This window comes from Sutcliffiella sp. NPDC057660, from assembly GCF_042800035.1.
Classification (GTDB): Bacteria; Bacillota; Bacilli; order Bacillales; family Bacillaceae_I; genus Sutcliffiella_A.
This window is the reverse complement of sequence record NZ_JBHVHV010000004.1, coordinates 1-22,775: the sequence shown is the minus strand read 5'-3', so window position 1 is coordinate 22,775 and position 22,775 is coordinate 1. Positions and strand designations below refer to the sequence as shown.

20 protein-coding genes are annotated in these 22,775 nt (G+C 44.2%); 18 read left to right on the top strand and 2 right to left on the bottom strand.

Annotated features, from left to right (window positions below; all coding sequences use genetic code 11):
- Nucleotides 1-228 precede the first annotated feature (228 nt).
- Complete coding sequence (locus tag ACFVAD_RS04780) at nucleotides 229-474, bottom strand: IDEAL domain-containing protein (RefSeq protein ID WP_386636657.1); 246 nt, start codon at nucleotides 472-474, stop codon at nucleotides 229-231.
- A gap of 201 nt (nucleotides 475-675) precedes the next feature.
- Between ACFVAD_RS04780 and ACFVAD_RS04775 the strand changes: the two genes are divergently transcribed.
- Nucleotides 676-1,227 (top strand): competence protein ComK, encoded by a 552-nt coding sequence (locus ACFVAD_RS04775; protein ID WP_386636655.1) that lies wholly within the window; start codon nucleotides 676-678, stop codon nucleotides 1,225-1,227.
- 107 nt (nucleotides 1,228-1,334) lie between these two features.
- Nucleotides 1,335-2,066 (top strand): DUF421 domain-containing protein, encoded by a 732-nt coding sequence (locus ACFVAD_RS04770; RefSeq protein ID WP_386636653.1) that lies wholly within the window; start codon nucleotides 1,335-1,337, stop codon nucleotides 2,064-2,066.
- Here ACFVAD_RS04770 and ACFVAD_RS04765 read toward each other — a convergent pair.
- Complete coding sequence (locus ACFVAD_RS04765) at nucleotides 2,063-2,425, bottom strand: YhjD family protein (RefSeq protein WP_386636651.1); 363 nt, start codon at nucleotides 2,423-2,425, stop codon at nucleotides 2,063-2,065. The two genes, ACFVAD_RS04770 and ACFVAD_RS04765, sit on opposite strands and share 4 nt — an antisense overlap.
- 197 nt (nucleotides 2,426-2,622) lie before the next feature.
- On the opposite strand from ACFVAD_RS04765, the gene ACFVAD_RS04760 reads away from it, so the two are divergent.
- From ACFVAD_RS04760 to ACFVAD_RS04685, 16 genes are all read left to right on the top strand, one after another.
- Complete coding sequence (locus ACFVAD_RS04760; RefSeq protein ID WP_386636649.1) at nucleotides 2,623-4,614, top strand: S9 family peptidase; 1,992 nt, start codon at nucleotides 2,623-2,625, stop codon at nucleotides 4,612-4,614.
- Nucleotides 4,615-5,012: 398 nt separating this feature from the next.
- The gene (locus ACFVAD_RS04755) at nucleotides 5,013-5,381 is read left to right on the top strand and encodes a VOC family protein (protein WP_386636647.1); all 369 of its coding nucleotides are present in this window, start codon (nucleotides 5,013-5,015) and stop codon (nucleotides 5,379-5,381) included.
- 32 nt (nucleotides 5,382-5,413) lie between these two features.
- Nucleotides 5,414-5,830 (top strand): HIT family protein, encoded by a 417-nt coding sequence (locus ACFVAD_RS04750; RefSeq protein WP_386636645.1) that lies wholly within the window; start codon nucleotides 5,414-5,416, stop codon nucleotides 5,828-5,830.
- A gap of 183 nt (nucleotides 5,831-6,013) precedes the next feature.
- Complete coding sequence (locus tag ACFVAD_RS04745; protein ID WP_386637122.1) at nucleotides 6,014-6,613, top strand: TVP38/TMEM64 family protein; 600 nt, start codon at nucleotides 6,014-6,016, stop codon at nucleotides 6,611-6,613.
- Between the two features lie 304 nt (nucleotides 6,614-6,917).
- A complete protein-coding gene (lepB, locus tag ACFVAD_RS04740; protein ID WP_386637120.1) occupies nucleotides 6,918-7,442 on the top strand; it encodes a signal peptidase I in 525 nt (174 codons plus the stop codon).
- A 144-nt stretch (nucleotides 7,443-7,586) separates the two neighbouring features.
- Entirely contained in the window at nucleotides 7,587-10,814 is a 3,228-nt protein-coding gene (locus ACFVAD_RS04735) for a winged helix-turn-helix domain-containing protein (protein WP_386636642.1), read from the top strand.
- 122 nt (nucleotides 10,815-10,936) lie between these two features.
- Nucleotides 10,937-12,154, top strand: a complete 1,218-nt coding sequence (locus ACFVAD_RS04730; protein ID WP_386636640.1) for a substrate-binding domain-containing protein — start codon at nucleotides 10,937-10,939, stop codon at nucleotides 12,152-12,154.
- Nucleotides 12,155-12,718: 564 nt separating this feature from the next.
- Complete coding sequence (locus ACFVAD_RS04725; protein ID WP_386636638.1) at nucleotides 12,719-13,486, top strand: ABC transporter ATP-binding protein; 768 nt, start codon at nucleotides 12,719-12,721, stop codon at nucleotides 13,484-13,486.
- A complete protein-coding gene (locus tag ACFVAD_RS04720; protein ID WP_386637118.1) occupies nucleotides 13,470-14,177 on the top strand; it encodes an ABC transporter ATP-binding protein in 708 nt (235 codons plus the stop codon). Before ACFVAD_RS04725 ends, ACFVAD_RS04720 begins: the two co-directional genes overlap by 17 nt.
- A 15-nt stretch (nucleotides 14,178-14,192) precedes the next feature.
- Nucleotides 14,193-15,053, top strand: coding sequence for a branched-chain amino acid ABC transporter permease (locus ACFVAD_RS04715; protein ID WP_386636636.1), 861 nt, complete (start codon nucleotides 14,193-14,195; stop codon nucleotides 15,051-15,053).
- A 4-nt stretch (nucleotides 15,054-15,057) separates the two neighbouring features.
- Nucleotides 15,058-16,056 (top strand): branched-chain amino acid ABC transporter permease, encoded by a 999-nt coding sequence (locus ACFVAD_RS04710; RefSeq protein WP_386636634.1) that lies wholly within the window; start codon nucleotides 15,058-15,060, stop codon nucleotides 16,054-16,056.
- A gap of 10 nt (nucleotides 16,057-16,066) precedes the next feature.
- Nucleotides 16,067-16,243 (top strand): hypothetical protein, encoded by a 177-nt coding sequence (locus tag ACFVAD_RS04705; RefSeq protein ID WP_386636632.1) that lies wholly within the window; start codon nucleotides 16,067-16,069, stop codon nucleotides 16,241-16,243.
- 5 nt (nucleotides 16,244-16,248) lie between these two features.
- Nucleotides 16,249-17,268: a 3-oxoacyl-ACP synthase gene (locus ACFVAD_RS04700; protein WP_386636630.1), complete on the top strand. Its 1,020-nt coding sequence runs from the start codon at nucleotides 16,249-16,251 to the stop codon at nucleotides 17,266-17,268.
- A gap of 13 nt (nucleotides 17,269-17,281) precedes the next feature.
- Nucleotides 17,282-18,196: an intracellular short-chain-length polyhydroxyalkanoate depolymerase gene (gene phaZ / locus ACFVAD_RS04695; protein ID WP_386636628.1), complete on the top strand. Its 915-nt coding sequence runs from the start codon at nucleotides 17,282-17,284 to the stop codon at nucleotides 18,194-18,196.
- Nucleotides 18,193-18,930 carry a 3-oxoacyl-ACP reductase FabG gene (fabG, locus tag ACFVAD_RS04690; RefSeq protein WP_386636626.1) on the top strand — a complete coding sequence of 246 codons (738 nt, stop codon included), beginning with the start codon at nucleotides 18,193-18,195 and terminating at the stop codon, nucleotides 18,928-18,930. Before phaZ ends, fabG begins: the two co-directional genes overlap by 4 nt.
- Nucleotides 18,931-19,286: 356 nt before the next feature.
- On the top strand, nucleotides 19,287-22,340 hold the full coding sequence (locus tag ACFVAD_RS04685) for an efflux RND transporter permease subunit (protein WP_386636624.1): 3,054 nt from the start codon (nucleotides 19,287-19,289) through the stop codon (nucleotides 22,338-22,340).
- The last annotated feature ends 435 nt before the right edge of the window (nucleotides 22,341-22,775 follow it).

Below are 22,775 nucleotides of genomic sequence, written 5' to 3'. Positions count from 1 at the left end.
GGCTAAAGATAAGGTGTCAACATTAAACACCCTGTTGGTCTCCGTTCCAGGCGTTCGCTTATCCTAAGGCTCCCATCCGTCCCCGCGGAATCTTGTGTGCCTCGCTGCAATCAACGGGCGGAATTTGAAGCTTACAATTTATCTATATATCAACAATGAATGCGAAACAGCCAAAATAAAAAAGAGAAGAGATCCAAATGGCGCTCTTCTCTTTTCTTTTGGATATTATCAGGCGGAATCGCCCCAATCAGTCAGGAACTTTTTGTATGTGGAGCTTAGGGAATGAAACAGCGTGTGGTCTTTGGTGTCGATGGCATGGTCAATTCTTTCTTGGAGGAGATTCTTGTGGTAGTGGTAAAGCGATTCATCAATGATCATCTGGGTATAAATATTCATCATATAGGCTTCAACGGACAACTTTTTGTTCATTACTCTCGACTTCATCAATTCCGTATAAGACTTCTCATTTTTCATGAGTCCCTCACCTCGAGCCTTTTTAATAGTATATTGGGGAACCTGCATAAAATCAACAAAAATTAAAAATATTTAGAAAAATATAAAAAGTCTTTACTTTTTGGTTGTCTTTTGTAAAAATATACATAAATAGACAGATTTCTGGTTCTTTCGTTCTATTCTGAGCCGGGTAAATCATTTTTTAGCGGAAGGGTGAATTATATGGAGAATAGTGTCACTTTAGTTTCAGAATATGAGATCAATCGCTTCACTATGGCTGTATTGCCTATAGAGGAACAGGGGAAAGTGTTTTCTAAGATAATGGAAGTGGAAGGGGACATATACGTGGACCTGCCTCCCCTTAAAATTATCGATGATAGCTGTAACTACTATGGAGCAAGTATGGAAGGCAGAAAGTCAGGAACTAAAATGGTGACGGGTGTTACGCACAAATCCCCACTTGCAATAGACCCCATGAGTGACTTGTACTTTTTTCCCACCATGTCTCCCAAAAAAAACGAATGCACCTGGATCTCCCTGAACCATGTTGAGAAGACAAGAAAAACATCCTTATCCACTACAATCGCCCACTTTACCAATAAAACCGAAATGGAATTCCAGATTTCCCTGCGTTCCTTTGAAACCCAAATGCACAGAGCCGCCCTATTGCGAACAAGGATGCTGCAAAGGGCTCAAGGATTTGGTGTACCTGAGGAGCATCGTGATTATATTGCATCTCCTCCCCGAACCTATCGGATCATCAAAAAAAAGTAATGGTAAACATCCTCTTTCAAATTAGGGGATGTTTTTTTATGTTTACCACAACAAAGCATGTTTTGTGTATAGGATTTTCTTTTTGAAAAAGGCTATGGAGGAAGGGAGTGACTGCTGTGGAGCTTATTCTCGATTTGGTGAAGGTGATGCTGCGTATCGTCACCATTCTGCCACTGATGTTGCTGGTGACTTTGTTCATGGGTAAGCGTTCAATTGGCGAGTTGCCTGTTTTTGATTTTCTCGTAATACTGACGCTCGGTTCTGTGGTGGGGGCGGATATCGCCGATCCTGAAATACATCACCTCCCGACAGTGGGAGCAATCATTGGAATCGCCCTGCTTCAAAAGTTTATCGCCTGGTGGAAAATAAAGAACCGAAAAGTTGGCGGGTACTTATCATTTGAGCCGACGCTGGTGATTTATGAAGGTCAGTTCCATATCCACAATATGCGTAAGATAAGCTATTCGATTGACAATGTTTTGCAGATGCTGCGACAGAAGAATGTATTTAGAGTAGAGGATGTACATTTTGCCCTAGTGGAGGCAAATGGTGACCTGTCCGTAAAGCTAAAGCCTGATAAGGAAGTAGCGAAAGTGGAACATATTAAAGGAAGCCCAGCGCAGAATGCAATCGAGTTTCCAGTCATTATTGATGGCATCATTCAAAAGGAAGCCCTTCAATATAAAGGCTTGAATGAAGCCTGGCTTCGTGAAGAGCTATTAATGCAAAAGATTGCAGATGTGAAGGAAGTTTTTTATGCTGCGGTGAATGAACAGAACAGGCTACACGTATGCTTGAAAACATCTGACAAAACAGAAACGCTTCCTATTTTTCATTAACGCTGCTCTTTATTGACCAGATAAAAGTGAAGCAGGTCATTGATTTTGTTGCGGATCCTTGGATTAAAATAATTGTGGTGTTCCTCATAGCCGTTGAATAGAAATGCATACATCGTAAAGGCCTCATCCTGTTTTAATTTATGGAGTTTCATCTTTTGCTGCTTCATGTCCAATTTCACTTGTTTAAGCTGAAGCTGAACTTTTTTCATGACCTCGTCAATCAAGGTAAGATAGGGCTCTTTCAATTTCAACGTGCTTTCCCGGATGATGGCGGTATCCCGTTCGAGGACAATCAGCAATAAGGGAAGATAGATGGCTTGCTCAAAGAGGTGTATTTGTTCTTTTGATAGTCTAGTCATAAATTAATCCTCCTGCTTCTAAAAAAAAAGAACATCTGTTCGTATTTATTTTATACCAATTTATAAAAATTATGCAAGCAACTTTTTAAGTTCGAATAATTTCGAGCTTTTTTTCATTTAATAGAGGGTATCTATTTCTGCTGTCGAAATAAACAGTATAGAATGAAAATGAATTTATACATAAGGGAGAGTTTCCTATGACAAAGAGAAAAATAGAAGCGGACGATTTATATCGATTAACATCCCTGACCGATCCACAGTGGGAGAAGCACTCCCGCAAGTTTGCCTATGTGCAGACAACAATCAGCGAAGAGGATAATGAGTATCTTTCCACCATTTATGTAGGAAGCTTGGATGGCAAGGCAAAACCTTTCACATTTGGAAAAGGAAGAGCAACCACTCCCAGATGGTCCCCGGATGGAACCAAGCTTGCTTTTGTTTCCACGCGCAATGAAAAAGCGCAAATCTATGTGATGGCAGTGGACGGAGGGGAAGCCGAGCAGGTTACCTTCTGCAAGAATGGTGCAAGAGGTCCGGTCTGGTCCCCATGTGGAACGAAGCTGATCTTCAGTACAGCGTTGGAGTCGGAGGAAGATCTGAAGGCAGGTTCCAAGACAGAGGAGAAAAAGAAAAAACCCGAGCCGATGGTTGTGGAGAAGCTGCGTTATAAATCGGATGCAAAAGGCTTTTTGGACAAGAAAAACGATCACTTGGCTGTGCTCGACCTCGAGACGAAGGAGATTACCCTGTTAACTCACGGCGATCGCGATTATGGAAGCCCAGTCTGGTCCCCGGACGGCAAGCAAGTCGCTTTTGTAGTGAACCTGGAGGAAAATCCGGATGAGGTGCTTGTAACGGACGTGTACGTGATGGATCTGGAGTCCAAAGAAAAGAAAAAAGTGACCCACAGCAACGGTTTCTTTTCTACCATCACTTGGTCCCCTGACGGTGCGTTTCTTGGTTTCCTGGGACATGAAAAAGAGTTCCAGAGTGCCACTTTGACACGTGTATGGGTGTACCAGCTGGAAACGGAAGTGCTGCACTGCCTGACAGAAAATCTGGATATCGAAGTGGGAGATGTGGCAATTGGCGACTTCCATTCAGGCAATGTGAATCCGGGCCTCATGTGGACGGAGGATAGTGATGGATTCTACTTCCTGTTGAGTGACCAGGGTGGGACAGGCATCTACTACGGTTCCCTTGATGGCGCAATGTACCCAATCCACCTTCCTGGTGAGCATGTGTATGCGGTATCCATCTTGACAGATTCCCATGAAGCGATTGTAGGTATCAGCAGCTCAACTGATCCTGGTGAACTATATTACCTTGATTTCAGAACACAAAAAAGAGAGCAGCTTACACATGTGAACAAAGCGTGGAAAGAAGAAGTGGAAATCAGCGCTGCCGAGCCGATCAGCTTTAAGGCACCGGACGGATGGGACGTGCATGGCTGGATCATGAAGCCGGCAGGTTTTGAAGAAGGAAAGAAATATCCGACTATCCTGGAAGTTCACGGCGGCCCTCATGCGATGTACGCCAACACATATTTCCATGAGTTCCAGACCCTCACTTCCCAAGGCTTTGTTGTCCTATTTACAAACCCGCGAGGCAGTCATGGCTATGGCCAGGAGTTCGTCGATGCGGTCCGTGGCGATTACGGCGGCAAAGACTATATCGATGTTATGAGTGCGATGGACTATGCCTTGGAAACATTCGATTATATCGATGAGAAAAACCTGGGGATAACCGGCGGCAGCTATGGCGGCTTTATGACAAACTGGGTGGTGGCGCATACAGACCGTTTCAAGGCGGCAGTGACACAGCGTTCCATCTCCAACTGGCTGAGCTTCTACGGTGTGAGTGATATCGGCTACTATTTCTCCGAGTGGGAAGTAAAAGGAAACATGGAGGACAAAGTCGATAAGCTATGGGACCATTCCCCAATCAAGTATGTAGCAAATGTCAACACGCCACTCTTGATTCTTCACGGTGAAAAAGATTACCGCTGTCCGATCGAACAGGCCGAGCAGCTGTTTATTGCACTGAAGAAACAGGGCAAGACTACCAAGTTCGTCCGTTTCCCGGATTCTAACCATGAATTGTCCAGAAGCGGCAACCCGGCACTCCGAATCCACCGATTAAACCATATCAAGAACTGGTTTGTGGAATATTTGGAGGGTGCGAAGTAATAGGCAATTTGGAGTGAAAGCACAAGGAGGGGGCCTTTCCCTAAGGTTGGGAGGGCCCTTTTTAATTTCTGTTTGGGGGTTTCCAGTGGAGTCGTCACGGCTATCGTCGCTATGCGAATTTTGTCAAAAAATAAGTTTTTTCGATATCTGGTCCCTTTTCGTTGAAATATCGAAAAATTCGTTGATATAAATTTTTTTTTTCGTAGTATCACTACAGAAACCGTTGATATATGAAAAAATCCATCGATAAGTGAGTTAACAGAAAAAGATCTCATTAGCTTTTTAAAGCTGCAAACAGGAAATCGGACTAATTATTGTCCAAATCCCCAAGAGGACTTTCAAAAATCACGAAGAATTCTTAAAGGATGCTAAAAAATCAAGCCAGGAGGAATATACATATGATCAAAGGACTCGACCACCTTGTTTTATTTTGCTTGGATACTGAAAAATCAAAGGAATGGTACGAAAAAGCTGGATTCGAATACTCGCACGGATACGAAGGCATGCATTGGTTCCATTTAGGTAACGGACTTATCATGCTGCATCCAGCCGAAAAGGTAACACCTGGAGATACGGCTGTCCATGCCGCAGTCGAGGATGTTCATCAGCATTTCAGACAGGTCAAAGAAAACGGACTCGTTCCAATCGACCATCAGGAGGGAAGCAGGTCGATCGACGAACCTGTCACGCGTCCATGGGGGGATATCGAATTCGAGCTTGATGATGTGGATGGACACCGCTGGGCATTTACACAACGCGCTCAGTAACAAAAAAGAATGATACCCTAGAGGAGGCAACCATGAACGACGAAAAAACCTGCCCGTTCTGTAACCCGCAGAACGATCCGTATCAACACATAGTATTGGAAAGCGAAACGTGCTATTTCCTTCAGCACGATAAAGAACAGGGCGTTCTGGAAGGCTGCGGAGTCATTGTCCCGAAAAAGCACCGCAAAAATACGTTTGAGCTGACAAGGGAGGAATGGAACGATTCCTATGATCTGTTGCAGCAAGCAAAAAAATATCTGGATGAAAAGTTCTCACCTGATGGATTCACATTAGGCTGGAATGTTGGACAGGCTTCCAATCAAACCATCCCGCACAGCCATTTTCATGTGATACCGAGATACAACGATGAGCCGTTGGCGGGGAAAGGAATAAGGCACTGGCTGAAGCAGCCGGAAAATAAAAGAACACAACAGCATGTTGATCAGTGAAGATATTATTACAACCATCCATTTCCAAAAGTGAAATGGATGGTTGTTTTTTGTATTAATCGGGTATTCAATACTTTATAAAAAAATGTAAAGTTTTTATGTTATTTTATGGGTGAATATAGAAATAACTAGTACAATAAGAGATGATAGATATAGACAGAAGCGGAGTTAACCTACATGGATATGATAAATTTCTTTAAAGATCTGCTAACAATGGATAACCTTTTGGAAGGGCTTCAGGATTATAAGTCATTTGGTCCGCTTCCGGGATTTTTACTGGTGGTACTTGAAGCGTTTTTACCTTTTCTGCCGCTGATTGTGATTGTCATGGCAAACGCTGCAGCATTCGGTTTATGGCTCGGATTTTTGATTTCTTGGTCAGGCACTGTGGTCGGTGCAGTCATCGTGTATTTTTTTGCAACCAAGCTGAAAAGAAATAAATGGATTCAAAGGCAGCTGGAAAAAGAGAAAATTCGAAAGACGATGTCCTGGATTGAGAGGCATGGATTTGGACCGATTTTCTTTTTATTATGTTTTCCGTTCACTCCATCCTTTTTAATCAATATGGTGGCTGGCCTGTCACGAATAAAATTTTATCAATTTTTTCTGGCGCTATTAGCAGGGAAGATGGTTATGATTTTTACGATCAGTTATATTGGTTATGATATTATTTCTTTTATCCGAGCTCCTATTAAAACAGTGATCGCTTTAACGATCATGCTTGTTTTATGGTATATTGGAAAAAAGGTAGAATTGCGCCTGCAGCTTTCAGCAGATAAATAAACGATATCTTTAAAAAAATGGTTACTTTTCGTAGAGGTTGCAAACACGAATTTAACGTTTCATCGTGCTCTTTTCCTAACCAATCCACGAGGTTACTATAATTAAAGGTGAAAAATCCAAATGCCGATTTTTCACTTGTGAAGTAACAACCATAGTTTTGAAAAGAGCCTAATAAAAAAAGAATATAAACGAGAATTCAGTATATTGTGATAATAGATGGTTATTGGTACAATAGACCTAACAGATTAATTTCGGGGGTTATGAATTGAAAGAAAAGAATACAAACGTACAGCGTAAATCAGCGATGAAGTGGTTGCTTGTCTCTTTCCTTTTGGTTATTATGATTCGTGCCCTGTTCTTTTCCAATTATGTAGTGGAAGGTCATTCCATGAACCCTACATTAGAAGAAGGGAACTTCCTCATGGTTAATAAAATGGTTTATGCTTTTTCCGTACCGGAACGATTCGATGTTGTCGTGTTTCATAAAGACAATACCGAGGAAGACTATGTGAAGAGAGTAATAGGGTTACCGGGAGATAAAATAGAATATAAGAGAGATATGCTATATGTAAATGATGAGCTGGTCCTAGAGCCGTTTATCCGGTCGGATAATCTTCGGATCCTTGGCGGGAATTTCACCGGTGACTTTACACTAGAAGAGCTGACAGGTGTAGAAAAGGTTCCCAAGGGTCATGTGTTTGTTATAGGAGACAATCGTCTGGGCAGCCGCGATAGCCGTCATTTCGGCTTTATAAAAATGGAAGACATTGTTGGAAAGGTTCATATCCGCTATTGGCCGGCTGATGAATTTGGTACAATTTTTAAATAGTTGGAGAGAGGACATCTTGGAAACCGAGGCTGTTCTCTCTTTTTTGTTGTAAATCTCTTCACATCTTGAAAAAAGTACTATCTGCATTCATTTTTCCATTATAATAGAATTAAAAGATGGAATATTCTGAACTAGGGGGGCAAGATGATGTCTTCATCTGATACAAACACAATCCTCCATACGAAACTCACCACGCCAATCGTCAAGGATCATGTGTTAAGACGTGCAAAAGTGGCAAGAAAAATGAAAGCGGTTACCAGTCATGGCGTGACCATTGTCCATTCTGGTCCCGGTTATGGGAAGAGTACCATTCTGGCATCCTTTGTTCCTACATTCGATGTCCCTACATATTGGTATACGGCAACAGCATTCGATGATGAACTGATTCCTTTTCTGCGTTATGTGGTACATGCCCTCAGAAGGGAGAGAGAAGGCTTCGGGGAAAAGATACTCTCTTATCTTGAAAGAATGGACCGGTATATTCGGGATGAGGAAATACATGATTTATGTTCATTGTTCCTGAATGAGCTTTTGAATCTTGAAGAACCGATCATATTTGTCATAGACGATTTTCATTTAGTCCAGGGAAACCCGGAAATTGTCACATGGTTCCATTGGCTGCTGCAGCATATATCCTCCAACCTGCATCTCATTTTGATTACAAGGGAATGTCCGGATTGGGATGTACTCACCGCAATGAAAGTGAAGAATGAACTATTGGAATTTACAGAAGAGGATTTAAAATTCTCAAAAGAAGAAGTGGAGGTTTTATTGCAGGATATCTATATGGTGGATGTGACCGAAGAGCAGGTGGAGGAGGTCTATTCCCTTTCGGAGGGCTGGGTGATGGCCATTGGACTTCTGAGCCAAAGGTTGGGGGAGCAGTCATTTCACAATGACCTGATATCCACTTCCGGTACATTGGATGATTTGTTCAAATATTTGGCGACAGAGGTCTTCACGAAACAAACCCCGATGGTGCAGCAGTTTTTGGAGCAAACCTCGATACTTGATATCATGACAGGGGAAATGTGCGATGAAATCCTTGGTATAAACGGATCGAACTATCTGCTGAAGACCCTTGCGGAAAGGCATGTTTTTATTAGTGCATCGGGCCCTGATCAATATCGCTACCATGCCTTGTTCAAGGAGTTTCTGGAAAGGCGGCTGAAGCAGCAGGAAGCGCAATATATCCTGCTGCATAAACGATGTTCGAAGTGGTATATAAATAAGCGGGATATACTTTCCGCCATCTCCCATTTGGAAAAGGTTGCAGACTATAGTGCCATTGCAGCCTTGATTCATGATTTTGGCTTCGAGCTTATCGAACAGGGGCAGCTTTCCTATATGCTTGAAAAGCTGTTGAGGATCAATGATAAGGTAAAGGGAAAATACTATATGCTCTGGTTTATCCAAGGGGAAATCTACCGCTATCGCTGTCAGTATGAAGAAGCGGAAAAGGCCTATATGCTGGCGCTGAAGGTCTCCAGGGAATATGAGGATGGACTTGCCACCATTCGATCTCTGAAGGGGATTGCAAAAATCTATTTGGATACCATTCAGCCGGTAAAGGCGGAGAGGCTGCTATCGGAAGCTATTCAACTACTGGCTACAACTAAAGTAGAAGCCAAAGAGCGGAATCAGCTTTATTCCATCATGGCGGAAAATCTATTGAATGCCGGTCAGGCGACAAAAGCCCTGGCGTGGTTTGATAAGTTGGAGGCTTCCTATAAACATAGCTCTGAGAATAATCTTGAACCAAGAATTATGCTCCGCTCAGGAAGGCTGAAAAAAGCAAAGAAATTGCTGACCTCCACTAAAAGGGAGCAGGTAGAAGGAATCCTGCCCCAATCCCATAGAGAGACAGACCTTCTGCTTTCTTTGGTAGAGGTATTTATGGGAAATGCGGAACAGGCAAAGAAATTGGCGGATGCCGGAATCAAGCAAGGAATAAAACTGCAGGCACCTTTTGTGGAAGCATGCGGCTGGATCCGTCTAGGTCATGCGGTTCAATTGATGGAAGCCTATGATGCAACACTTGCCAAGCAATGCTATGAGACTGCCTTGAACATAATGGATGAATTGAATATTTCAAGGGGAAAAGCGGAAGCGAATATGGGGCTATGTCTCTTATATGCCAACCAGGGAGCTTTTGAAAAAGCGATCATCTGCGGGGAAGAGGCATTAAAGGAAACAGAGGAAGTCAAGGACAACTGGCTTTCAGGCTTGATCTACCTATCCATGAAAATAGCATCAATCGTGAATGGAAGATGGGAGAAGGTCGAGTACTATGGAGTACGTGCTTACAGTCTGCTCCAAAAATGCGGAGACGATTATGGGGAACTTCTTTATTACTTCTGGCGCTCCATCCATTCTTACGAGAAGGAGGAGTGGGGGAACTTCGAAGACGCCATGAACCGCTTCCTGACGTTTCTTCAAGCAGGAAACTATGAGTTCATGCTATTTACCCGTACAACCTTTGGCCCGAGTGATATCCAGAAATTCACACCATTGCTGCAGGAATCGCTGCAAAGAGATATTCAGCGGTCGTATGTGACATCCTTGTTAAATGAACTGGGCTTTGCGAATGCTCATAATCATCCAGGGTATACGTTGAAAGTTCAGACGCTTGGTGGATTCAGGGTATGGTTGGGCTCAAAAGAACTGGACTCCAAAGACTGGCAGCGGATAAAAGCAAAAGAGCTGCTTGAGTATTTTGTCACGAAACGGAAAAAGCAGATCGTCAAGGATGACATTTTTGCAGCACTTTGGCCCAATGTTCCGGAAAAAACGGTGACAAGGGATTTCAAGGTCGCTTTGAATGCATTGAACAATGCTTTGGAGCCGGACCGTAAAGCGCGTACGGAGCCGTTTTTTATCCAAAGGAACGGTAATACCTATGGATTGAACCCGAGCTGCGGATATGTGCTGGATTGTATGGAATTTGAAACCCTTGCACATATCGGGCTGGATGAAAAGGAACCCGGTAAAGCGCTAACCCTATTGGAAAAAGCGTTGGAACTGTACAAAGGAGATTTCCTGCCTGAGCAGAAATATGCGGATTGGTGCTTGAATGAACGTGAGCGTCTACTGGTCTATTATTTACGTTGCTGTGAAAAAATAGCCCAGCTCCTTGTTGCAGCCAGAAGCTTCGATCAGGCAATCCAATACTGCGAAAAGATAATAGAGAAGGAAGCAACATGGGAAGAAGCCTATCGACTTCTCATGTTCTGTTATTATCAAAAAAACAATCGCCCGCAGGCAATGAAGTGGTTTGCAAAATGTAAAACCTATCTCGAGAACGAACTCGGTGTGGAGCCTATGTCCACGACAATGCAGATGTATGACATGGTACTCGGGAAAGCAAACTGAATGAGGAAACCCCCGTATCCACAATTTTTGGGTACGGGGGTTTTTGCATGTAACTCATTTGTAACCCCTACCTTTTACGATAAGGGTACAACTTTTCAAATTAGTTTAGAGGGGGATAAACAATGAAAAAATGGAAAATAGGGTTTCTGCTTGTCTGTATGATGATGCTGGTGCTTGCCGGCTGCAACAACAATGCAGGAACAGATTCGGATTCGTCAAGTGGAGATGATGACAAAAAGGTGATCAAGGTAGGAGTACTTGCTTCTCTGACAGGGGCTCTGGAAACCTACGGCAAGCAGACGGTACAAGGTTTTGAACTTGGTTTGGAATATGCAACAGAAGGAACCATGGAAGTGAATGGCCATAAGATTGAGTTTGTGGTGGAGGATACGGAGACAAAACCGGAAGTGGCCATCCAAAAAGCTACTAAACTATTAGAGGAAGATGAAGTGGACTTTCTGGTCGGATCCTCAAGTTCAGGGGATACATTGGCCGTGCTTCCACTTGCTGAGGAATATGAAAAGGTGATGATTGTGGAACCGGCTGTAGCGGACAGCATCACTGGTGCTGACTGGAATAAATATATTTTCCGTACTGCCCGCAACTCTTCCCAGGATGCAGTGGCCGGAGCGGCAGCAATCGCCGGTAAAGGTGTGAAAATTGCCACATTGGCGCCAGACTATTCCTTCGGTCATGATGGAGTGGCAGCATTTAAAGAAGCAGCTGTGGCTCTCGGAGCAGACATTGTGCTGGAGGAGTATGCGGATCCTGCTGCAACGGATTTCACATCCAATATACAGAAAATCCTGGATGCAAAGCCTGATTATCTTTTCGTTGTCTGGGCAGGTGCAAATTCTCCATGGAACCAGATTTCAGATATGAAGGTGCAGGATAGAGGAATCAAGATCTCCACGGGAGCTCCTGATATTGCGGCTCTTTCCACGATGGAGCAGCTTATCGGCATGGAAGGATTTTCAGTTTACTATCATACGCTACCTGACAATCCAATAAATGATTGGCTGGTGGAAAAGCATAAAGAAAAATTCAATGGGGAAGTGCCGGATCTGTTCACGCCGGGCGGGATGTCTGCAGCTATTGCCATCGTCGAAGCCTTAAAGAAGACAGAGGGTAAAACGGACACGGATCAACTCATTGAGACCATGGAAGGAATGAGTTTTGATACACCAAAAGGTCAAATGACATTCCGCCCTGAAGATCATCAGGCGATGCAGACCCTATATGCGATTCGCTTGGAAAAGGTGGATGGGGTAGATTATCCGGTGCCAGTTCTGATCAGGGAACTATCCCCAGAGGAAACGGCCCCACCAGTTCGAAATTAATCAAAGAAGAAAGGAACTTTGGAGCTCTGCTCTAAAGTTCCTTCGTACTATATTTCTGGATTTACATTAAGGCTGTTTTCGCATTCATTGTTGCTAATTTGATAAAATGTCCCCATCAAATGTAGCCGTTGAATTCCGCTGCGGACACAAGATTCGCCGGGGACGGATGGGAGCCTCCTCGGCTTCGCCTGTGGGGTCTCCCATGCCCTCTACTCTCCCGCAGGAGTCAAGTGTCCTCCGCTACAATCAACTCAGTTTTTTAACATTATTTGCTCCACTGAAATGAAAATATAAGACAAAGAGCAATTTGTCAAACTTTAGAAAGGCAAATTTTATTCTATTACTCACCCCCTGTTGGTTGGAGTGCAAAGCGTGAGACTCCTGCGGGAGCAGCGTGTCAAGGGAGACCCCGCAGGTGCAAAGCGCCGAGGAGGCTCCCGAGGCCGCCCGCGATCGCTGCCGCCTGGAACGGAGACCAACACGGTGTTTATTGTTCACATTTTATCTTTAGTCCAGCTCCATATGCTTAAAGCAACACATAAAAGTTAAAAGGAGGGAATCAAAGTGAATCCCATTTTGGAAACAAAGGATCTAACGATAGCTTTTGGAGGGCATGTTGCGGTCGATGGGGTGAATTTCAAGGTGGAACCCAATCATTTCAAATCGATCATCGGTCCAAACGGTGCAGGAAAAACCACTTTTTTTAATCTGTTAAGTGGACAGCTGAAGCCCACCAGAGGCCAGGTCTATTGGAAAGGGGAGGACATAACGAAGCTGACTCCGATGAAGCGGACGAGAAAAGGGATAGGTCGATCCTTTCAAATAACCAATGTTTTCCCTAACTTAACTGTTTTGGAGAATGTGAGGATTGCCGTTCAATCCCAAAAAGGGGTGCGGTACAACATGTTTTCCCACTTCCTGCACTTCAAGGATTTTGAAGTGAGGGCCATGGAACTTTTAACGACAGTACTGTTGGATAAGAAGGCGAACTCACTCGCCAAGAACCTGGCGCATGGGGAAAAACGGAAGCTGGAGATTGCGATGCTGCTTGCACTGGAAACAGAGATCCTCCTTCTGGATGAACCGACCGCCGGAATGTCGATTGAAGAGGTTCCGGCGATTCTCGAAGTGATAAAGCTGATAAAAGCACAGGGAGATCGAACCATTATTTTAATAGAACACAAAATGGATATGATTCTGGATCTATCTGATTCAGTAACGGTCCTTTTCAATGGAAGGCTATTGGCGGATGGGACTCCTGAAGAAATAATGAACAATGAAACCGTCCAATCGGCGTATTTAGGGGGATTGTATGATGACAACGCTTCTTAAAGTGGAAGGAATACAAACCTATATTGAACAGTTTCATATTTTGCAAGGGGTGGATTTTGAAGCGAAGCAGGGAGAAGTCACCGTTCTGCTAGGCAGAAACGGTGCAGGGAAAACAACCACCCTGAGAAGTGTCATGGGATTGAATCCGCCTAACAAAGGTTCCATCACCTATAATGGCCAGGATATCACCGGCCTTGCAACCTACGAAATTGCCAATAAAGGAATCGGGTATGTCCCGGAAGACCAAGGGATATTTGGGGAATTGACGGTAGAGGAAAATATGAAGGTTGCCATGAGAAAGCACGATGAGGCAACACTTTCCAGTCTGGATTGGATCCTGGATTTATTTCCGGATCTGAAAACCTATTGGAAGAAGCGTGGAGGAAATCTCAGTGGAGGTCAGAAGCAAATGCTCGCCATCTCCCGTGCCTATGTCAATAACAGCAAGCTCCTGCTGATTGATGAGCCTAGCAAGGGGCTGGCGCCGATCATGGTGGAAAAGGTGATGCATTCCATTGAGCAGATGAAAAAAGAGACGACTATCATTCTGGTGGAACAGAATTTTTATATGGCAAGTACCATCGGGGATTGCTTCTATATCCTAGATGATGGAAGAACCGTTCATAATGGATTGATGGAAGAACTTAAAGAGAATACGGAACTGCGGAAGCACTATTTGGGAATTGCATAAAAGGAGGGGAGCATAGTGGAGGTTTTTATTAACCTTGCTGTCAACGGATTAGCGACAGGGATGCTGATATTCTTGCTGGCTGCAGGATTGACGCTTATATTCGGCTTGATGGATGTACTGAATTTCGCCCATGGAGGACTGTTCGCCTGGGGTGCTTTCTCCGGTATATGGGTATATAGCACAACTGGAAGTTTTATGTTAGGTATTCTCGCTGCCATTGCGACTGGACTTATTTTAGGTTTAGCCCTTGAAAGATTTATCATTCAGCCTGTTTATGGCAATCATGTCCAGCAGATTCTGATCACATTGGGGGTGATGCTTGTACTGAGCGAAATGATCAAGGTCGTCTTCGGGCCGAATCAGCTTAGTGCGAAAACTCCCTCCTATTTCAGTGGCAGCTGGGAGTTTGGGGACATTATCATCATCAAATACAGAGTATTCATTATTATTGTTGGCGCACTGGTTTTCGGGGCAATTTACTATATTCTGAGAAATACGAAAATAGGTCTTATTGTTCGGGCTGGTGTGATCAATAAGGAAATGGTGCAAGCCTTGGGGATCAATATTAAACGGGTTTTTATGCTTGTTTTCATGGTCGGGGCTGCCATGGCGGCCCTTGGAGGAATGCTTCTTGGACCATATTCGGGTGTCATATATGCCGAAATGGGATTGGAGTTTGGAATACTTGCCTTCATCGTGGTGGTCATCGGTGGCATGGGCAGCATAACCGGTTCTGTACTTGCGGCCATCCTGGTGGGATTGAGCGGAAGCTTTATGGCATATTACGTACCGGACCTGGCATTGGCGGTAAACATGCTGTTGATGGCAACAGTGCTCATCTTCCGTCCGCAAGGCTTATTCGGGGTAAAGGGGTGAGGGCATGAACACGTATATGACAAAGCCTTATATGGTGTATCTGTTAATTTTCATCATGCTTCTGACCATTCCGTTTGTCTCTGATTCTCGTACGCTATTAATCATGTTCACCCAAATTTTCCTCTTTGCGATATTTGCGATGAGCTATGATATACTCCTTGGCTACACGGGTATCGTTTCCTTTGGTCATGCGATGTTCTTTGGAATTGGCGCCTATTCCACAGGTGTAATGCTCAAGCATTTTGATAGTACGATCGCAACATTGGTTCTTGCCGTACTCGTTGGAGCGGTTATTGCAGCCGTCATCAGTTATCTCGTCGGGATGCTTTCCTTGCGATTAAAAAGCCATTTCTATGCGATGCTTACCCTTGCCTTTTCCGGTCTGTTTTTAGTAGTAGCCGAAAAGTGGAGAACCCTGACATTCGGAAATGATGGATTCACCTTTTCCATTCCGGATCCCATAAAGGACCGGATGACATTGTACTTTGTTGCTCTATTGATGATGGCTGCTATTTTCCTATTATTGAGAAGGTTCACTCTTTCTCCATTGGGAAGGGTGCTGCAGGCTATCAGGGAGAATGAAAACAGAACCGAATCACTCGGCTTTCACGTTCTTCACTATAAGGTGATAGCAAGTGTCGTTGCCGGTGTAGTGGCAAGCTTCGCCGGAAGCCTTTACGTGCTTACCCTGCGCTTTGTCAATACCTCCGTATTTGCAGTGGATGTTACGCTCGATGCCTTATTGATGACCATCATTGGTGGAGTAGGCACGTTGATCGGCGCCATTCTTGGTGCAGGATTGATTGAATTCGCGCATCACTGGTTAACGGATTTAGCGAAGGTACATTGGATTTTTGAACGCTGGATCATCTTTTTTGGAATCCTCTATATACTGGTCGTCATGTTCTTCCCGCAAGGCATCATCGGGACAGTAAGGCTTTGGTGGGGGAAGAGGAAAGCAAAGCACCGCGCTATAAAAAATGATAACAACATTTCAGGTTAGGGGGAAAAAGATGATTACACAGCCAAGCGTAGCATCCTTTGTGGTACGGTGCGCAAGCTTAGTGGATATAGATCATAAGGATCCTGTCTGGAGAATCACTGTCAGCCATGTGCAAGGAGAGGAAGAAATATCGGTTGCTTCCTTGGAGGAAGTGTATGAATACATGAAGGATATATTAAGCAGGTGAGAGCGATGACAACCGTTGGAATTGTCAGTACAGGAATTTATATCCCGGAAAATTTCATGTCGAGCAAGGAGATTTCAGAAAAATCTGGAATACCTATATATGTGGTGGAAGAAAAGCTGGGCATTAAACAGAAGCCCATTGCGGCAGAGGAAGATCATACATGTGAAATGGGAATCAAAGCCGCAAGAATTGCTCTGGAAAAGTCGGCAATAACTGCCGAAGAGATTGATCTGATCATCTATATCGGAGAAGAGCATAAGGAATATCCATTATGGACAGCCGCCCTATATATGCAAGAGAGTTTGGGAGCTGTGAATGCGATTGGGTTTGATATGGCATTACGCTGTGGCACCACCATCATGGCGTTGAAGATAGCCAAGGATATGATGCAGAGTGATGATGCCATCAATACCGTGCTGCTGGCAGGCGGTTATCGCAATGAAGATTTCATCAATTATAAAAACCCAAGGACACGCTTCATGTTCAACTTGGCGGCAGGAGGAGGGGCTCTTCTTCTTAAAAAGAATCTTGGAGAAAACGAGGTGCTTGCCTCCCACCTGATTACGGACGGATCCTTTTCAAAGGATGTCGTAGTGGTGGCAGGGGGGACGAAAAATCCCATTTCAACAGAAGCACTCGAATTGGGATTGAACAAACTGGAAGTCCTGGACCCGGAAGGAATGAAAGCAAGACTGGAAGAGAAATCGATGCGAAATTTCCTGGAAGCCATTCGGGGGTCTTTGAAAAGGAGCGGCTTAACTGAAAAGGATGTGGATTATTTAGGCATCCTGCATATGAAGAAATCGGCTCATGACTATGTATTAAAGGAACTTGGACTTTCCAAAAGGCAATCTATCTATCTGGAAGACTACGGACATATCGGCCAGATCGACCAGATTCTAACGCTTGAGCTGGCATTGGAAAAAGAGAAGATAAAAGCTGGTGACATTGTCGTTCTGGTTAGTGCGGGTATCGGATATGCATGGGGTGCAACAACGATCAGATGGGGGAAAGCTATCAATTAGGAGGGTGAGATACATGATTGATATCGTACAGAAATCGGTCAAATTGGCAAATGGCGAAACGTTTGGGTATAGAGAGCGTGAAGGAAGTGGAGAAACAATTTTACTTGTTCATGGCAATATGACCTCATCTAAACATTGGGACCTTGTCATGGAGAACATAGATCCTTCTTTTCATTTGATAGCAGTGGATATGCGTGGGTTCGGCGAGTCCACCTATCATGAAAAATTCTATACTATCAAGGAATTAGCGGATGATATCAAGCTGTTTGCCGATGAGCTGAATCTTTTTGGTTTCTCCTTGGTCGGCTGGTCGACTGGTGGAGCGGTAGGTATGCAATTTGCTGTCGATAACCCGGGGTACTGCAATAAACTGATCCTGCTTGCTTCCGCTTCTACAAGAGGTTATCCGATTTTCGCTACGGATGAAACAGGTCAACCGGATTTATCCAAAAGACTTACAAGTTTTGAACAGGTCTTGCAGGATAAAACAAGAACCATCACCATTACACAAGCTTATGAAACGAAAAATAAAGACATGTTACGGATGATATGGGATTTTGCCATCTACAATGATAATAAACCGGAAGAACATCGTTACGAGACATATTTGGATGATATGTTGACACAGCGCAATTACCCTGAAATCCTGCATGCCCTAAATACTTTTAATATCAGCGAAAAGAATAATGGGCTGAAGGATGGAACAGGAGATGTAAAGAAAATCAACATCCCGGTGCTTGTTCTTGCAGGAGAAAAGGATCTTGTTATCACTGAACAAATGACAGGGGAGATTCTCGAGGATTTAGGAGATAAAGCGACTTTCATTCCATTAAAAGGGTGCGGACACTCTGCCTTGGTGGATGATCTGCCACAACTGCTGGAAGCCATTACAACATTCGTGAAAAAACAGGAGGAACAATATCAATGAGACTAGAAGGAAAAGTAGCCATCATTACCGGTGCCGCCAATGGGTTGGGGCTGGAGGCAGCGAGGGTATTTTTACGGGAAGGTGCAAAAGTGGCACTAGTGGACTATGACGCGGTGGCTGGGGATCAAAGGGTTTCGGAGCTGCAGGCGGAGGGTGAAGCTGCCTTCTACCAGGTGGACGTATCGAACCAGGCACAAGTAGTGGAAATGGTTCAAATGGTAAAAGAAAGATTCGGACAGATTGATATATTGATAAACAATGCCGGCATTACAAAGGACAATATGCTGCTTAAGATGAGTAGTGAAGATTTCCAGAAAGTAATGGATATCAACGTTAATGGAGTATTCAACTGTACCCAGGCGGTAGTTCCCCATATGCTAGAAAAAGGAGCAGGTAAAATCATCAATACTTCTTCTGTTTCCGGCGTGTATGGAAATGTCGGCCAGACCAATTACGCAGCTTCCAAGGCGGCGGTGGTAGGGATGACTAAATCATGGGCTAAGGAATTCGGGCGCAAAGGAATCAATGTAAACGCTGTCGCGCCTGGATTTGTCGAAACGAGCATGGTCGCGACTGTTCCGGAAAAGGTGATCCAGGGACTATTGCAGGTAATTCCGTTGCAGCGCCTCGGTAAACCGAGCGATATTGCCAACGCATATCTATACTTGGCATCAGATGAATCCGATTATGTAAATGGAACCGTACTGCATGTGGATGGCGGCATCATGATGTAAAGTACATACTTCCATGTTGTGGGAGTTTAATAAACTATATTGTTAGTAAAAGAAGAGTATTGCTTTATGTGTACACTAGCTGTTGATTGGAGCAATAGGCGAAGACTCCTGCGCCCCGCGGAAAGCGAAGCCTAGTGCGGAAATCAACAGCGGTTTTTATAGGGCCAACAGAAAAAACGAGCATCAGGTGTGAGTGAATGCACTTGGTGTTTTTTTGTTGTAATTTGTGTCCAAAAATCTAAACTTTCCTACCGAGCATATTCAATCTTGCGCTAACCATCACTAGCCATTATGATGATATCATATTTATCATATAGTCAAATTTGAATAATCAACTCGTATAGGAGGACATCAAGGTGTTTAATGCACTTATTAAAAAACCAAAGGTTACATTAATTTTTTTGCTATTGCTTGTTGTAATAGGTACTCTCACTTATTTTCAAATCCCAAAGCGTGAGATACCGGAGATTTCCATCAATGTGGGTACGATCACCACTGTTTATCCAGGGGCCGCGCCTGAGGTAGTCGAAAGGGATATCACCACACCTCTTGAAAAGGAGCTTCTTGATATTAAAGGGATGGATAGCGTTACGTCCGTTTCAGGCGTCGGTATATCCAATATTGTGCTGGAACTCACAGATGATGCGGATCGGGATCAGGTGTTTTCACTCGTCCGTCAGGCTGTATCGGATGTGAGCCGTCAATTCCCGGAGGAAGCATTTGAGCCAACAGTCAATTCAGATATTCAAATGGGAGTAATTGCGTCCTACCATTTATTGAATGAAGACCGTTCCCTTTTACTGGAACAAAAAGGATTGATAAATGACTGGATTCCCCAACTGGAAAAGATTGATGGAGTCCGCAAGGTGACTGTAAAAGGATTGGAGGAGGCAAGTTATACTTTAAATCTTGATTCCGAAAAAATGCAGGAAACCGGCATAATCCTGCCTGATGTAATCAATAGTATCCAAAATGAACTCGAAATCACCCCACTAGGCAGCCAGGAGGCAGGGAACAAGGTTTCTCAGCTGACGATGGAGCACATTGATTCAATAGAAGGTGTAGAAAATGTTTTTATCAAGAAAAATCAAGCTGGGGAATCCATATATGTACGGGACATCGCAAGTTTGACACAAATCCCTGCAGAACAGGAAGACATTATTGTCTACAACGGTACTCCTGCCTTATCGTTGACCATCATGCAGGAGAAGGGCGTGGATATCCCAACCCTCTATGCAAAAGTGGATGCAGAGATGGAGCGTCTTGCTAAGGATCTGCCTGATGAAATTGAATTGGATCTCTACTATACCCAGGATAAGATTGTGAGTAAAATATTCAATGATTTGGGTATCTCATTCCTTATTTCCATCTTTGTTGTCGTCTTGATCACATTCTTTGGTTTAAATGCGGTATCCGCCATTCTGGTTGCGTTATCGATTCCAATATCCATAGCATTGGGTCTCATCCCGCTGCCTTATGCATCTGTGGACCTGAATCAGATTTCAATCATCGGGATGATTATCGCCCTGGGTATCCTTGTCGACGATGCCATAGTGGTAAATGATAATATCCAAAGGAGATACCAGCTTGGTGATGGCCCATTGCAGGGGGCGTTGACCGGGACGAAAGAAGTGCGGGTTTCTGTTATCACTTCCTCCCTTGCCATTGTGTTCACTTTCCTGCCGTTGACGTTCATATCCGGTCCGAACGGTGCCTTCATTTCGGCATTACCGACAGTTTTGATTTCAACGATCATCGGCTCGACCATTGTGGCGCTAACAATTGTTCCAATCTTTCTTGCATGGCGTCAAAAAAAGCGCAGTAAGAAATCAAAAGATGGAATATTAGGATCTCAAATTGATAAAGTGAGCACTTGGTATAGCGACAAAGTTTTAACAAAGATTGTAAAAAAACCGCTCCTTACAGGTTTTGCGGTGCTGATTTTCTGTACGGCAACCTACGCTTTAGTACCATTTATTCCTGTCGTATTCTTCCCGAGTGCGGACAGGGAAGAAGTGACCGTGACCGTCACCTTGCCTGCAGGAACCCCTATGGCTGAAACAGAGTCAAGGTTGAAAGCAATGGAAGAAAGTTTGAAGAGTGACGAAGATATCTATGAAACCACTATTTTTGCGGGTAGTGGTGAACCGGGCATTTTCGGCAGCAAGTTATCCAATTCCGGAGAAAATACGGGACAGATTGTCCTCAGAGTCGATCGTGAAAAACAATCAGCTGCTGAAACAATTGAAGAATGGCAGCCTAAGCTGAGGGAAGAAAATCCGGATAGCGTCATCATGCTTTCTACCATTGAAGCCGGTCCGCCTGTTGGTGCCCCGATTGCCCTGGCGGTTGTCGGAGAAAATATCGATGAATTGATGGAAGCTGTAATTGGGCTGAAAAAGGAAATTGATGCTTTGGAAGGTAGCGGTGTGGTAATAGATGATGTGGGTACACCATTACCAACCATCAACTATGTTCCAAAGCGCGAGGCAATGGAGGAGCATGGCATTACCGCCCAGGAAATCAGTAATCTAATCAGACTGAAAACGGAAGGCATACCTGTTGGTTCGTATGAAGCGGGGAAGGAAAGAAAAACCTTAACCATCATTCAGGATCTGATGAATGAAGGGGAAACGTTGAATCTGGAAAACCTCGAGCTCCCGAGCAAGCTTGCAACCACGGAGTTCGGTGCACCTGTACTTGTTCCTTTATCGGAGCTGGTTACCCAGGAGGAAACGGAAGCCTTGCCGCTTATCCCGCATAAAAATGGGGATAGAACGATTACGGTCCGGGTTTATCCTGGTGAAGAGGAAAAACAGAAGCTTGAAAAGCAGGTCAAGGAGATTGCCGATTCCTATGAAACGGAGTCCACTTCGATTTCGGTTGGAGGGGAGTCATCAGCAAGAAGCGACTTCTTTATTGAAGTGGGTAAATTGTTCATCATTGTTGTTTTCTTGATATACATCCTGATGGTCATTCAGTTCAATTCCCTGCGTCTGCCATTGCTGATCATGAGCTCCGTTTATCTGGCGATTTCGGGTGCAGTGATCGGACTGTTCCTGACACAGACAGGTCTTGGATTTATGGCAATGATGGGGATTGTATCACTTGCTGGAATTGTTGTGCGTAATGCAACGGTATTCATTGAGTTTATGGAGCAGCGATTACAGGAAGGCGCAACACTTAGTGAAGCGGTCATTGATTCCGGGAAGGCGAGATTCAGGCCGATCGTACTGACTGCATTTACATCCATTGCGGCTTTGATCCCGATTGCGTTCAGTGGAGATGTGCTATTCACACCACTGGCAATCTCGATCATCTCGGGAATCTTTTTCTCGACCTTCTTCACCCTACTATTCGTCCCGGCGTTTTATTTTGTAATCAAAAGAAGAAAAGTGAAGGAAGTTTAATAAGTTGGCTCCCCTGAAAATAAGGTAGCCACATTAAACTCCCTGTTGATTTCCGTTCCAGGCGTTCGCTTTCCGCGGGGCGGTGCTTGAGCCTCCTCGGCATGCCTGCGGGGTCTCAAGTCTACCGCTATCTCCCGCAGGAGTCTCACACCTTGCACTACAATCAACAGGGGCGGCAGGTGACGCATAACGTCTGCACTATATTTTCATTACTTATGGTGTAATTCAGGTCTCTGTTAGTCTGGAAAGTTGATTTTTTAAGAATCTAGCTGTTGATTGGAGCAATAGGCGAAGACTCCTGCGGGAGATGGCGTTTAGTGGAGACCCCACAGGCGAAGCCGAGGAGCATTCCTGTTTTCTATCTTTTGAGGTACTTGAAAAATAAATAGCCCTCCTATATGATGCATGAGTATCAACGACCAAATCGAAACTCAT